Origin of the sequence: Clostridium chromiireducens (assembly GCF_002029255.1) — a bacterium.
Lineage (GTDB): Bacteria > Bacillota > Clostridia > Clostridiales > Clostridiaceae > Clostridium > Clostridium chromiireducens.
This window is the reverse complement of sequence record NZ_MZGT01000017.1, coordinates 55,654-70,638: the sequence shown is the minus strand read 5'-3', so window position 1 is coordinate 70,638 and position 14,985 is coordinate 55,654. Positions and strand designations below refer to the sequence as shown.

At 30.7% G+C, this 14,985-nt stretch carries 11 protein-coding genes; 10 read left to right on the top strand and 1 reads right to left on the bottom strand.

What is annotated here, in order from left to right; translation table 11 throughout:
- Positions 1-413: 413 nt before the first annotated feature.
- The 8 genes from CLCHR_RS08040 to CLCHR_RS08005 all read left to right on the top strand — a co-directional run bounded on the left by CLCHR_RS08040 (position 414) and on the right by CLCHR_RS08005 (position 10,070).
- Entirely contained in the window at positions 414-1,202 is a 789-nt protein-coding gene (locus CLCHR_RS08040) for an electron transfer flavoprotein subunit beta/FixA family protein (protein ID WP_079439187.1), read from the top strand.
- Between the two features lie 54 nt (positions 1,203-1,256).
- The gene (locus tag CLCHR_RS08035) at positions 1,257-2,447 is read left to right on the top strand and encodes an electron transfer flavoprotein subunit alpha (RefSeq protein WP_079439185.1); all 1,191 of its coding nucleotides are present in this window, start codon (positions 1,257-1,259) and stop codon (positions 2,445-2,447) included.
- A 3-nt stretch (positions 2,448-2,450) separates the two neighbouring features.
- On the top strand, positions 2,451-3,854 hold the full coding sequence (locus CLCHR_RS08030) for an FAD-binding oxidoreductase (RefSeq protein ID WP_079439183.1): 1,404 nt from the start codon (positions 2,451-2,453) through the stop codon (positions 3,852-3,854).
- Between the two features lie 336 nt (positions 3,855-4,190).
- Positions 4,191-4,763 carry an RNA polymerase sigma factor gene (locus CLCHR_RS08025; protein ID WP_079439181.1) on the top strand — a complete coding sequence of 191 codons (573 nt, stop codon included), beginning with the start codon at positions 4,191-4,193 and terminating at the stop codon, positions 4,761-4,763.
- Between the two features lie 18 nt (positions 4,764-4,781).
- The gene (locus tag CLCHR_RS08020; RefSeq protein WP_079439180.1) at positions 4,782-5,696 is read left to right on the top strand and encodes a hypothetical protein; all 915 of its coding nucleotides are present in this window, start codon (positions 4,782-4,784) and stop codon (positions 5,694-5,696) included.
- 280 nt (positions 5,697-5,976) lie between these two features.
- On the top strand, positions 5,977-8,331 hold the full coding sequence (locus tag CLCHR_RS08015) for a glycyl radical protein (RefSeq protein WP_079439179.1): 2,355 nt from the start codon (positions 5,977-5,979) through the stop codon (positions 8,329-8,331).
- A gap of 3 nt (positions 8,332-8,334) precedes the next feature.
- Positions 8,335-9,270: a glycyl-radical enzyme activating protein gene (locus CLCHR_RS08010; RefSeq protein ID WP_079439178.1), complete on the top strand. Its 936-nt coding sequence runs from the start codon at positions 8,335-8,337 to the stop codon at positions 9,268-9,270.
- Positions 9,271-9,392: 122 nt separating this feature from the next.
- Entirely contained in the window at positions 9,393-10,070 is a 678-nt protein-coding gene (locus tag CLCHR_RS08005; protein WP_079439176.1) for a transaldolase family protein, read from the top strand.
- A 317-nt stretch (positions 10,071-10,387) separates the two neighbouring features.
- Here the strand turns inward: CLCHR_RS08005 and CLCHR_RS08000 are convergent, their stop codons facing one another.
- Positions 10,388-11,233, bottom strand: coding sequence for an AraC family transcriptional regulator (locus CLCHR_RS08000; protein ID WP_079439175.1), 846 nt, complete (start codon positions 11,231-11,233; stop codon positions 10,388-10,390).
- A gap of 170 nt (positions 11,234-11,403) precedes the next feature.
- Between CLCHR_RS08000 and CLCHR_RS07995 the strand changes: the two genes are divergently transcribed.
- The gene (locus CLCHR_RS07995; protein WP_079439174.1) at positions 11,404-13,164 is read left to right on the top strand and encodes an ABC transporter ATP-binding protein; all 1,761 of its coding nucleotides are present in this window, start codon (positions 11,404-11,406) and stop codon (positions 13,162-13,164) included.
- The gene (locus tag CLCHR_RS07990; RefSeq protein ID WP_079439173.1) at positions 13,165-14,949 is read left to right on the top strand and encodes an ABC transporter ATP-binding protein; all 1,785 of its coding nucleotides are present in this window, start codon (positions 13,165-13,167) and stop codon (positions 14,947-14,949) included.
- The last annotated feature ends 36 nt before the right edge of the window (positions 14,950-14,985 follow it).

The window sequence follows — 14,985 nt, the reverse complement described above, 5'->3', positions numbered from 1 at the left end:
ATCTGGTTTTTTGTTATATTTTAAACAAAAAATTCAATTTAAGTTAGTTGAATTTGCAATTTAAAACTTTTTTATTTGAACTTGAATAATTTAATAAGTTAAAAGAAGTAGGAAATATACGATTTAGAAATCAAAAGTGTAGTTGTATTCATGTAAACATTTTCTGTTAAATTAATAACAATGCTTTACAAACAATATTTAACAATCTATAATTAAATTGAAATTGGTCATACCAATTTTAAATTGGTATGACAAGTAAAGTGGTGGAAGGATAAAAGTGTATTTGTTGTTATTTTCAGATTGAATGCCCATTACTTAGATTAGGATATCTCTTGGAAAGTTTAAAATTTTAGGTTATAAGTCTTGCGGATCAATATTTGAATTTTAAAATATAGTTTTAGGAGGGTTTTATTATGAATATTTTAGTTTGTGTTAAACAAGTACCAGGAACATCTAAAGTAGAAGTTGATCCTGTTACAGGAGTGTTAAAAAGAGATGGTGTAGATTCTAAAATGAATCCATATGATTTATATGCTCTTGAGACAGCACTAAAAATTAGAGAAAGTAAAGGCGGAGCAGTAAAGGTCTTAAGTATGGGGCCTAATCAGGCATTAAGTGTGATTAAAGAAGCTTATACTATGGGAGCTGATGAAGGTACATTATTATCAGATAGAAAATTTGGTGGAGCTGATGTTTTAGCGACATCATATACAATAGCCCAAGGAGTTAAAAAAATGGGAGATTTTGAACTTATTATTTGTGGTAAGCAAACTACAGATGGTGATACAGCTCAAGTAGGGTCTGAAATGGCAGAATGGCTAAATATACCTCATGTAGCTAATGTTAAAAATATAGTAAAAGTAGAAGAATCAGCAATTACAGTTGAAATGGATATGCCAGAAAGTATTGAGACTGTAAAGATAGAATATCCTTGTTTAATCACAGTTGATAAGGGGATTTTTGAACCAAGACTTCCTTCTTATAAAAAGAAATTATCCACTAAAGATAGAGAAATAAAAATACTAAGTCTTAAGGATTTTGATGATAAGAATGAAAAAAATTATGGACTTAATGGTTCACCAACACAGGTAGAAAGAATATTTCCACCAGAAGTAAATAATGATAGAGAAATTTGGACAGGTAGTTCTGGTGAATTAAGTGAAAAAATAGATCAAAAATTAAAGGAGTTAAAGTTTATTTAAAAGGTATAGATTAAAGAGGTATCTCACAATGAAAATTAAGGAGGAGAAAAGGTTATGGCAAAGTTAGTAATAAATCAAGAAAAAATATTAAATGTTGATGAGTTAATTAAGATATGTCCTTTTGGTGCTCTTGAAAATAATAATGGAGTAGTTGAAATAAGCGGAGCATGCAAAATGTGTAAGCTATGCGTTAAAAAGGGTCCTGAAGGTGCTGTTGAATATATAGAAGAACAAGTTAAAGAGATAGATAAAAGTCTTTGGAATGGAATAGGCGTTTATGTTGATCATGTAGATGGAGAAATACATCCTGTTACTTATGAATTAATAGGAAAAGCAAGAGAATTGGCTGGCAAAATAAATCACCCAGTTTATGCTGTATTTATTGGAAACAATATTTCTCATAAGGCTGAAGAACTTTTACATTATGGTGTAGACAAAGTGTTCGTATATGATGATGAAGAATTAAAGTACTTTAGAATAGAACCATATACAGGCGCTTTTGAAGATTTTATTAACAATGTTAAGCCAACAGCTATTTTAGTTGGAGCTACAACTATAGGACGTTCTTTAGCTCCGAGAATAGCCGCAAGATTTAAAACTGGACTTACAGCAGATTGTACAATATTAGATATGAAAGAAAATACAGATTTAGTTCAAATCAGACCAGCTTTTGGCGGTAATATAATGGCGCAAATAGTTACTCCGAATTCTAGACCTCAACTAGCTACTGTTAGGTATAAAGTTATGACAGCACCAAAAAGAAGTGAGGAAATTTTAGGTGAAATAATTAAATGCAATATAGGAAAAGAAAGACTTAAATCAAACATAACAGCACTTAATATAAAGAAAAAAGATGCTGAAGTCGGAATAAGCGATGCTGAAGTGATAGTAGCAGCAGGAAGAGGAATTAAATCAGAAAAAGATTTAGAATTAGTAAAAGAATTAGCCAAACTTTTAGGTGCAGAATTTGCATGTACTAGACCACTAATAGAAGCAGGCTGGGTTGATGCAAAGAGACAAATTGGATTGAGTGGAAGAACTGTAAGACCTAGGCTTATAGTAACTTGCGGAATATCTGGAGCAGTTCAATTTACAGCAGGAATGAATAATTCAGATTATATATTTGCTATAAATGATGATGATAAAGCACCAATATTTAAAGTTGCTCATTACGGAGTTGTTGGTAATTTGTATGAAGTAATTCCAGAATTAATAGAAAAAATAAAAATGGCTAAGGAGGCATAGACTATGGGCTATAAAGAAGTTGAATTAAGAGATTATGAATATATATTATCTATTGCGGAAGATGATAAAGAAAGAGTTTTCTTTAGAGAAGAAATAAATGAAGATTATAGTCATGATGAATTAGGTGGAATTAAAAAGATGCCTGATATAGTGATTCAAGCTATAAGTGCAGATGAAGTTTCAAAAGTTATGAAATATGCCTATGAAAATAGTATTCCTGTAACCCCAAGGGGATCAGGTACAGGGCTTGTAGGAGCAGCAGTTCCTCTCAAAGGCGGAATTGTTATAGATCTTAGCAGAATGAATAAAATATTAGAATTAGATGAAGAAAATTTGACTCTTACATTAGAGCCAGGAGTACTACTAATGGATATAGGAAAATATGTTGAAGAATTTGACTTGTTTTATCCACCAGATCCAGGTGAAAAATCAGCAACAATTGGTGGAAATATAAGTACTAATGCAGGTGGAATGAGAGCCGTAAAATATGGAGTTACTAGAGACTACGTAAGAGGACTTGAAGCTGTACTCCCAAATGGCGATGTAGTGAATTTAGGAGGAAAAGTTGTTAAAAACAGCTCGGGGTATGCATTAAAAGATCTAATAGTTGGTTCTGAAGGAACTTTAGGAATAGTAACAAAGGCTATTTTAAGATTATTACCACTTCCTAAAAAGGCTCTAAGCTTACTCATTCCGTTTGAAAGTCTTGAAAGGGCGATAGATACTGTACCTAAAATAATTAAATCTAAGTCCATACCAACAGCAATTGAATTTATGCAAAGAGAGGCAATACTTGCAGCTGAAGAATTTTTAGGAAAAAGCTTTCCGGATAAATCATCTGATGCATATCTGTTATTAACTTTTGATGGGAATTCTACAGAAGAAATTGAAAAGAATTATGAAAATGTAGCAAATATTTGCTTAGAAGCTGGGGCATTAGATGTATTGATTTCAGATACTGAAGAAAGACAAGAATCAATATGGTCAGCAAGAGGTTGTTTTCTTGAAGCAATTAAAGCTTTAACTACTGAAATGGATGAAGTTGATGTTGTTGTACCAAGAAATCAAATAGGAAAGTTTGTTACTTTCACTCATGAACTTGAACGTACTGCTAATATAAGAATAAAAAGTTTTGGACATGCTGGAGATGGAAATTTGCATATATATATATTAAGAGATGATCTTGATGAAGAGGTATGGCAATCAAAATTAAAAGAAGTTATGCAAATAATGTATGATAAGGCTAAAGAATTAGAAGGACAAGTATCGGGAGAACATGGAATAGGATTTGCAAAGAAGGGATATCTAAAAGAATCACTTCCAAGTGAATGTATTGGTATAATGCAAGGAATTAAATTAGCTTTTGATCCTAAAAATATACTGAATCCAGGAAAAGTGTGTGAATAGAACAAATCGTATTTAATTAATACTAATAAATTATAAATATAAATAACTTAATTTGGCTTTATTTACAAATAAAGGCTGTCTCAAAATAGAAATTTAAATTTCTATTTTGAGACAGCTTATTTTTTTAAGAAAAAAATAAACTCCTAATAATTACCTTTTTATGTATAATTTATTCATAGCTAAAAAAACAAACTAGTGCAAAAGAATTACAGAAATGGCATTAGGATTTATAAATTAATAGCTCCCATTAAAAGAAAAATTAAAATTAATAAAACCTTTTTATTAATTTATTCCTCTTATATTATAGGAGCTCCAAAAAAGAAGAGAGGTGCAAAGATGGAGATAGAAGAAATAGTAACGCGTTGCAAGAACGGAGAGAAGGAAGCATTTCGCGAACTTTTGCAAACTGTAGAAAAAAAGGCGTTGGCTACTGCATATTTTTTATCAGGAAATAGAGGAATTGCTGAAGACATACTTCAAGAGACATATATGAAATGCTTCATGGAAATAAATAAACTTCAAGAGCCGCAAGCATTTAAAGTATGGTTTTTTAAAATTCTTATGCGAACAGGCTGGAAAATGACAAAAAAGCAATCAGAGTTAGTTCCGTTAGAAATAACATCAGAAAACGAATGTTTATTTTTTGATGAGAATCAAGAAAAGGAAAACATAATTGATAGCTATGAGATAAAACATGTAATGCAGAGTGCAATCAACAAATTAAGTCCCAATTTAAAGACAGTTGTTATTCTCTATTATTATAATGATATGACAATAGAGGAAATTTCAAAGGTTACAGGTTGCTTTAAGGCCACGGTAAAATCACGGTTGTTTTATGCCAGAGCTGCTTTAAAGAAGCAATTAGGCAATTGCTTTGAGGTGGAAAATGGAATGAGTATAGTTAAATAGAAGGGAGTCTAATTAAAAATGAAAGATAAGGATTATTTGGGGAAGGTAATAAAGTATGCTATAAATGATAGTATTTTTGATATTAAAGCTTCAAGAGATATTTTTAATGAGGCTTGGAATAATAAGGAGAAAGAAATGAGGAAGAGAAAATATTTCAGTATAAAAAATACAAGAAAAGAAGTATTAGTTCCTGTATGTTGTGTATTATTTGCTATTGTTGGTGTTTTTACATTTTCGCCAGGAGCAAGGGCTGCTGCGCAAGAAGCGTTGAAAACAATATTTTTACCTGATAATTCTGGTAATATTGTAGAAAAGTCAGAGGATACAGAGGTTCCAGTTGTTGAGGGACCAGTATTTATAACAAATGATAATAGGGAGGCGATGGAAAGACGTCTTGGTTTTAAAGTCAATTTGCCTGAGAAAATTGGTGAATATACTTATGACAAAGTAGACGATTATGTTTTCAGTCCAATGGTAACGATAATGGCTAAGGATGTGAAATATAAAGATGCAAAAGAGATACAAGAAAAGTTAAAAAGGTCCATAGATGATGATAAGGCATTTGAGGAACTAGAAAAAGATTATAAGTTGAGCAGAATTGTTAGTGCGTCATATGAAGATGATAAAGGACACAAATTTCAGGTAATTCCCATAAAGAGAGAACCTAAAAGGACTGATGCTAAAGTTATAACGGAAGTAAATATTGATGGTATTAATTGCATGGTTACACAGGATGTAAAATTTAATTATGGTGAGAAAGAGAATGGTGAAACAGATTTAGAACACAAACCAATTAGTTCTGAAGAAAATTATTGGATGGATTGGAATTATGATGGTATAGATTACGGTTTAGCTATTGGAAATGATGCTCCAAATATTGATGCAGCCATAGATTTTGCAAGAGAATATATAAAAGTTCTAAAACAAAAATAGAGTGGGAAATATATAAAAAAGGCAAGGGATTACTCTATTGCCTTTTGTTTTTAATAAATATAGACAAGCAATTTCTAAATTTCAGTAGGAATAGTAATAAACTAAATAATTAAATTTTCGACAGCATAGTGAGTACACATTATTCTCCAAATAAAATATTATTAATTGGAGGAAACTATATAAAATAATAAAGAATATATTGAAAAACAATTCAAAATAAGATAGAATTAGATTGTAACAATAATAAATAATAATAAACAAGTAGAAAGGAGAAAGAGAAATGAGTGAATTAGTCATGTCTCCAAGAATTAAAAATCTAAAGGAGAAGATGTTATCTGAAAAGAGATATGCATCTATTGAACAAGCACTTATAATAACTGAAACATATAAAGAGAATGAAGACAAATCAGTTATTATTAAAAGAGCATTAGCATTAAAAAATTCTCTTTCAAAATTAGAAATCGGTGTTGATGATGAAGAATTAATAGTAGGTAACCGCACTAAAGGGGTCAGATATGGTGTTATTTTTCCGGAGAGTGGAAGTTCATGGATTGATAAAGAATTTGAAACACTGCCAACCAGACCTCAAGATAAGTTCAATATAAATTTAGATGATATAGAAACGTTTAGGGAAGTGATTAAGCCATATTGGGATGGGCACTCATTAGAAGATGTTATTAGGCAGAGATATGGAAAAGAAATTGATGAAATTGCAAAAGTGGTAAAGATAAATCAAAAAGATCATGCTCAAGGACATATTTGTCCAAATTGTAGAGATTGGCTTACGCTTGGACCGGAAGGGATTAAACAAAGAGCACTTGAAAAAATGAATAATGCAGCTAAAGAAAACAAGGATTTTTATGAAAGTGTAGTTATTGTCATGGAAGGTGCTCAAGAATTTATGATTAGATACCACGATTTAATGAAAGAGAAATCTGAGTCAGTATGCGAGGAAGAATTAGTATCAAGCATGCTTCAAGTTGCAGATATTTGTAAGAATATTTCTAGAAGGCCGGCACAAACTTTCCATGAGGCGATGCAAGCAGTTTGGTTTCTATTTGTTATACTTCATATGGAATCAAATGCATCATCATTCTCACCAGGAAGAATGGATGAATTTTTATACCCATATTATAAAAGAGATATACACCTTGGAAAATTAGATAATAAAAAGGCTTTAGAAATAATTGAATGTCTTTGGCTTAAGTTTAATGAAATAGTTTATTTAAGAAATTCTCATAGTGCTAAGTTTTTTGCAGGTTTCCCTATAGGATTTAATATTGCAATTGGTGGTCAAGATGAAAAAGGTAATGATTTTACAAATGAATTATCTTTCTTATTCTTAAAAGCTCAAGAACATTTAGGCCTGCCACAACCTAATCTATCTGTAAGACTTCATAAAAATACATCAGAAGAGCTATTAAAAGAGAGTATAAAAGTTGTAGCCAAAGGAAGTGGAATGCCACAATTCTTTAATGACGAATCAGTAATACCATCTATGATAGACTTAGGAATCAAAGAAAAAGACGCAAAAGACTATGCCATTGTTGGATGTGTAGAACTTACAACCCAAGGTAATAATCTTGGCTGGAGTGATGCTGCAATGTTTAACTTAAACAAGGTTTTAGAGTTAACGCTAAATAGTGGGAAATGTTTAATCTCAGGGGATTCATTGGCTCAAAATCTAGGTAATCTAACTACTTATGAAAAGTATGAGGATTTAGAGGAAGCCTTTGCTAAGCAAATAAATTATTTCATTGATAAAATGATTTTAGCTTGCGAACAAGTTGAAAAAGCTCACATAGATGTTTTGCCTTCACCATTCTTATCATCAGTTATTGATGACTGCATTGAGAAAGGTGTAGATGTTACTGCCGGTGGGGCAGTATATAATCTTTCAGGAATTCAAATGATACAAGTTGCAAATTTAGCAGACAGCCTAGCTGCGATAAAACTTTTAGTATATGATGAAAAGAGAATTTCTAAAGAAGAATTGTTAAAAGCTCTTCAAAATAACTTTGAAGGATATGAAGTAATAAGGGCTATGCTATTAAATCGTGCACCTAAATACGGGAATGATATTGAATGGGTAGATGAAATTGGTGCTAAGTGGGCAATATATTTCAATGGAAAGCTTAAATCCTATACAAACTACCGCGGAGGTAAATATCATACAGGAATGTATACAGTATCAGCCCATGTTCCAATGGGGGAAAATGTAGGAGCATCTGCAGATGGAAGACATGCAAAGGCACCTTTAGCTGACGGTGGCATGTCACCTGTATATGGAAGAGATATTGCAGGACCTACAGCTGTCTTAAAATCTGTATCAAAATTAGATAATGTATTAACTACTAATGGTGGTTTATTAAATATGAAGTTCTTACCTGAATTTTTTAAGAATGAGATTGGAAGAGATAAGTTTGCAAGATTCTTAAGAACCTTTGTAGATTTAGAAATACCACATATTCAATTTAATGTTTTACGTAAAGAAGATCTATTAGCAGCACAAAAGAATCCAGAAAATTATCGCAGTTTAACTGTACGTGTAGCGGGATATACAGCATATTTCACTGAACTTGCAGGAGAATTGCAAAACGAAATTATAGCAAGAACAAGTTATGGGGATATATAGCTTATGGAAAAAGATTATACGTCTTTGACAGGAAGAATTTTTGATATAAGAAGATTTTCAACACATGATGGAGAGGGAATAAGAACAACAATTTTTTTAAAAGGATGTCCACTTAAATGTGTTTGGTGTCAAAATCCCGAAGGCATTTCTCCTAAGGAACATTTGATCCATTTTGAAAATAAGTGTATTGATTGTAATTTATGTATTAAAAACTGCTCCAATAAATCAATTATACGAAAAAATAATAAAATATGTGTTGTCCAAGATAAATGTACAGATGAGCAAAATAAAATTGTTACTGATATTTGTCCGAGTGGAGCGTTAACTATGGATTCTAAAAATTATACTATAGATGAAGTTATGGAAATAGCACTAAAGGATAAAGCGTTTTTTAAATACGGTGGTGGAGTAACCTTATCTGGTGGGGAACCATTGTACCAGAAAAAATTTGCAATTGCATTACTTAAGAAGTTAAAAGAAGCTGGAATAAATACAGCGATTGAAACCTCCTTATTCGTGCCTACTGAATATATAGTAGAAGTGCTGACTTATGTAGATACAATTTTTGCGGATTTAAAGATATTTGATGATGATAAGCATAAATCTTTTACTGGTGTTAGTAACGAATTGATTAAGAAGAATATTAAGCTTATTTTGGGAGGTAGTAAGAAGGAAGATGTGATAATAAGAACTCCGCTAATACCTCAATTTACAGCAAATAAAAATAATATTCATGATATAAGTGGATATATTTCAAGTATCTATTCAAAAGTAAAATATGAATTATTAAATTATAATCCTCTTGCAAAAGCAAAATATAATTTAATAAATAATCTAGATTATTGCTTTGAAGATAATCCTAGGATGTATACTGATGAAGAAATGAAAGAGTTTTATAATGTTGCTTATTCCGCGGGAATAAAGAATTTAATAAAGTAGAACAGTAGTAATTTTATTGATAGGTCAATAGAGAAAACTAGCAAGTAAGTTAGAGTTAAGTACAAAGCATTAGTATTTATTAAAATTAATTATATAAATTTAAAGCAGAGAGGAAGAGAGAGATGTTAGTATTAATTGATGACGCAAATTTAGAGGCTATTAAGAGAATTTATGAATTTTATCCATGTGATGGGGTGACAACTAATCCATCTATTCTAAAAAAACAAGGTGAAAATCCTATGGAGGTATTAAAAGCAATTAGAGAGTTTTTACCAGACGGAGCGCAGCTTCATGCTCAAGTTGTATCATTAACTGCTGAAAAAATGATTGATGAAGCACACCATATGCTTGAGGTACTTGGAAAAGATACTTATATTAAAATCCCAGTAACAAGCGAAGGAATAAAGGCTATGAAATTATTAAGTAAGGAAAATGCAAATATTACCGCTACAGCCATTTATACTTCAATGCAAGCATTCATAGCGGCAAAAGCAGGAGCAAGATATACGGCACCTTATGTAAATAGATTAGATAATATGGGAGCTGATGGTGTTCAAGTGGCAAAAGATATTCATGACATGTTTAAAATGCATGGATTAAACGCGGATGTATTAGCGGCAAGCTTCAAGAATTCACAACAAGTTTTAAATTTATGTAAGTATGGAATTGGATCAATCACAGCAGCACCTGATGTAATAGAAGGATTAATTAAACATGATGCAACTGCAAATGCAGTAGAAGTATTTACAAAAGATTTCTATAGCCTAGTTGGCGAAGGAAACACAATGGAGAACCTATAATTAAGTGCATAACTTATCGAAATAATGAGCATGATTTTGTTACGGTTTCTAAGAAATTTTAATGGATGATTCTAAGATTAGAAGTTGTGCCCAAAGTGCTAGCCTCAAAGACAAAGCTTTGAACTAGCACATTTGGAACAACTTCTAATCTAAGAATCAAAACCATCAAAATTTCATATGAAACACTTCACAAAACATGCTCATTATTTCTAGTGAAGAATATACACTTGATTATTGTAAGGCTTCAACTAAGTTATAACTTTAAGAATACTTACCAATGGATTATTCCAGTAATATTGAATCTTATATTTAAATAATTACTTATTAGCCAATCTATATTTGTATGGTGAATGGCCATAATATTTTTTGAATAGCTTACTAAAATAATAAGCATCACTGTAGCCAACAGATTGGGCTATAGATTTTATTGGAGATTCTGTTGAGATTAATAAATCTTTAGCTTTTTCTAGTCTGAGATTTATTAAATAATTGATAGGAGATTCACCAGTTTTATCTTTGAATACTTTAGATATATATACTGAACTTAAGTACATGTTCCTCGACATGTCATCTAAGGAAACATTGTTCATATAATTGTTATCAAAATAGTTTAAAATGATTTTTACTATATTTGATTTATCATAAAACGGAAAGTCGTATCTATCAACCTTCTTAGTATTTTTAACATAGTTAATCTCCTTTAAGAAAAGAGCAATTAATTTCATTATAAGGCTTTTTAATATAAGTTCTTTTCCAATCTCACAAGCTTCCTGCTCTTCTATTATTTCTAAACAACATTTATGAAAGTCTTCTTTATATTGTTTAAATTCCAATGGAACTTCAGAGTTTTGTTTTAAAATATAATCAAAAGGAAGTCCATCAATTTGGATATTTCGGAAACCAATATGTAGTTCAGTATTTTGTTCACCTTTGCTTAGTGATTCCTTGTGGTAAACTCCAGGGTTAAAAGGAAGTAGAGTCTTTTCATGAATCTTATACATTTTATCTTCTATTTTATAAGTCACAGACCCAGAAACTACATAGCTAAATTCTATAAAATCATGACAATGATATTCGGCCTTTATAAAATCTTTATTATCAAATTTAAATGCATATAAAATTTCAGGATTAAAATTTTCAATGTTGATACCTACACTGCACACGTCAATATCACCCCTTTTACTTATATCTATCCTAAAAATTAATTAGATAAGATTAACTTTATATATAAGAATATACATCATATGAATAAAAAAGTACATTTTTATTCTAAATGATTTATTGGATAATTAAACATGTCAAAAAGAAAGATATAAAAAAGGAGGAGAGATTAATGAGTAGCATAAAATGGATCTTTAGTTATATAAATAAATACAAATTTAGATTCTATATTGCACTTACAGCAGTACTTTTAAGCTCATTCATGGCTATGATTAATCCATATTTAAGTGGAAGGTTAGTTGATGAAGTGATTATACAGAATAAGACTGATATTCTATTCCCTATTCTGGGGGTAATGGTCGCAGTTACTGTTATAAAAGCAATTATTAGATATACTTACCAAATGGCATTTGAGTTTGTATCTCAAAATGTAATATTTGAACTTAGACAAAAAATGTATAGTAAGCTGCAAGAATTGGATTTAGATTATTATAACAAAACAAGAACTGGGGATATAATGGCAAGAATGACTGGAGATATGGATGCAGTAAGGCATTTTGTTGCTTGGGTTATATATAATATTTGTGAAAATGTTACTGTGTTTATATTTGCAATAATTAGCATGTTTTTTATTAATGTAGAATTTACTTTATTAATGTTTGCATTGACGCCTATTGTAGCATACTGTGCATACAGATTTGCGAAGCAGGCAAATCCAATATTCTTTGGAATAAGAGAACAATTTTCGAAGCTAAATACAGTAGTTCAAGAAAATATAAGTGGTAATAGAGTAGTGAAAGCCTTTGCAAAAGAAGATTATGAAATATTAAAGTTTGAGGAAAGAAATAAGGCATATATGGACGCTAATATGGAACTTGCAAATGTTGCGCAAAAGTATTTGTCTATACTTAATGCTTTGTCAAATATGTTTACAATTGTTATGATTTTAGCAGGAGGGATCTTCGTTATAAATGATAGGTTAACTATGGGTGAATTAGTAATGTTTAATGGTCTTATTTGGGCTATAAATAACCCTATGAATATGGTAGGATGGCTTATTAATGATGCTCAAAGATTCATTGCAGCAGCAAGAAAAATAAAAATATTAGTTAATGAGGAAACAAAGATAAAAAATCCTGAAGAAGGAATTAAACCTAAGAAATTGAAAGGTGAAATTGAATTTAGAAATGTTAATTTTGAGTATGGATATGAACCAGTTTTAAAGAATATAAATTTCAAAGTAAAATCTGGACAAAGAGTTGCGATTTTTGGACAAACTGGCGCAGGAAAATCGACAATAGTAAATTTGATAGAGAGATTTTATGATGCAACGTCTGGAGAAATATTAATAGATGGAATAGATATTAGAAAATATAACTTACAGGGGTTAAGAAAAAATATTTCAATATCAATGCAGGATGTATTTTTATTTTCTAATACAATAGAAGAAAATATTAGCTATGGAGTATCAGAAATAGATAATAATAAAATAAATTGGGCGGCTGAGATGGCAGATGCAAATAATTTTATTCAAAATTTATCAGATTCCTATGAAACGGTAGTTGGGGAAAGAGGCGTAGGTTTATCGGGGGGACAAAAGCAAAGGATAACACTTGCAAGATCAATAATAAAAGAACCTTCTATATTAATATTAGATGATACAACATCAGCTCTAGATGTAGAAACTGAAGCAATGATTCAAAAGAATTTAAATACAATATATAAAGATAAGACATGCTTTATAATAGCCCATAGAATTTCATCCATAAAAGATTCTGATTTGATTTTGGTGTTAGATGATGGAAGAATAGTAGAAAGCGGAACCCATAAGGAATTATTAGATAATAAGGGACATTATTATGGAGTATATAAAGCTCAATATGGTGATTATTTAGATGAAGAAGATAATGAAGACTGCAAGGAGGTGGGATAGATGGCAAGAAATAAGTATGATGTTGATGAAGAATTAGGCACGCCATTTAGCTGGGAATATTGTAAAAGGCTATTAAACTATGTGGTTCCTTATAAAAAAGAAATGATAACAACTCTTATTGTGATGCTAATATCAAGCGTATCCACACTACTTGGTCCTTACTTGGTAAAAATATCCATGGATACTAATATACCTAATAAAGATGTTAGAGGACTCATTGTAGTTTGTATAGTATTCTTTATCACCATAGTGGTAAGTGCATTATGTATGAGATATAGAATAAGAACAATGAATTATGTGGGACAGGAAGTAGTTAAGAATATTAGATCAGATATATTTAATCATTTGCAAAAGCTCCCGTTTTCTTACTATGATAGCAGACCACATGGAAAAATTTTAGTAAGAGTGGTTAACTATGTAAATGCATTAAGTGATTTATTATCTAATGGGCTTATAAATCTGTTAACAGATTTATTTAGTATCCTAGTGATTATAGGATTTATGGTGTTTATAAGTCCAAAATTAACAATGGTATGTATGATTGGAATGCCTATCCTTGCAATAATAGTAGCTTTACTAGTAAAGGTTCAAAGAAGAAATAGCCAGATATATAGTAATAAACAATCAAATCTTAATGCTTATATACAAGAAAGTATAAGTGGAATGAAGGTTACTCAAGCATTCGCTAGAGAAAAAGTTAATGCAGAGAAGTTCAAAACAGTAAGTAATGAGAATAGAAGAACTTGGATAAACGCAGTTAAATACCAATTGCTGCTTTGGCCAGCGATAGAAAATACATCTGTATTTACGGTTTCGTTGGTATATTTAATAGGAGTGCGTTCAATAGGAGAATCGATAACAATAGGTACCCTCATTGCTTTTGTAGGGTACATATGGAGATTTTGGAATCCAATAGTTAATATTTCTAACTTCTATAATGCATTGATAATGGCAATGGCATATTTAGAAAGAATATTTGAGACATTAGATGAACCAGTAACTATAGCTAATTTGCCAGATGCTTATGATATTCCAGAAGTTAAAGGGTCTGTTGAATTTAGAAATGTAGTATTTAAATATGAAGATGAAGATAGGGAAGTCTTAAGAAATGTATCTTTTGAGATAAAGCCAGGAGAGACCATAGCCTTGGTAGGACCAACAGGAGCAGGAAAGACAACAATTATAAATCTCTTAAGCAGATTTTATGATGTGACCTCTGGAGAAGTTTTAGTAGATGCCCACAATATAAGAAATGTAACTTTAGATTCTTTAAGAAAACAAATGGGAGTAATGCTTCAAGATACATTTATTTTCTCAGGAACCATATTGGAAAATATAAAATATGGAAAATTAGATGCAACTGATGAAGAAATAATAAGAGCAGCTAAGGCTGTTAAAGCTCATGATTTTATTATCAATCTAAAAGATGGTTATAACACTGAAGTCAATGAAAGAGGAAGCAGATTATCTGTTGGTCAAAGACAATTGATTTCTTTTGCAAGGGCACTCCTTGCAGATCCTAAAATATTAATTTTAGATGAGGCAACTTCAAGTATAGATACAAAAACAGAACAAGCACTTCAGGAAGGATTAAATAAATTACTTGAGGGAAGAACATCATTTGTTATTGCACATAGATTATCAACAATAAAAAATGCTACTAGAATAATGGTTATAAATGATGGTCAAATCGTAGAACAAGGAAGTCACGACGAACTAATAGATGTAAAGGGGGAATACTACGAACTTTTTACAGCACAATATGAGATAGTGAGAGCTGTATAGAATTAGGTTAAATAAATTGTTGTTCTTTTTGTAATA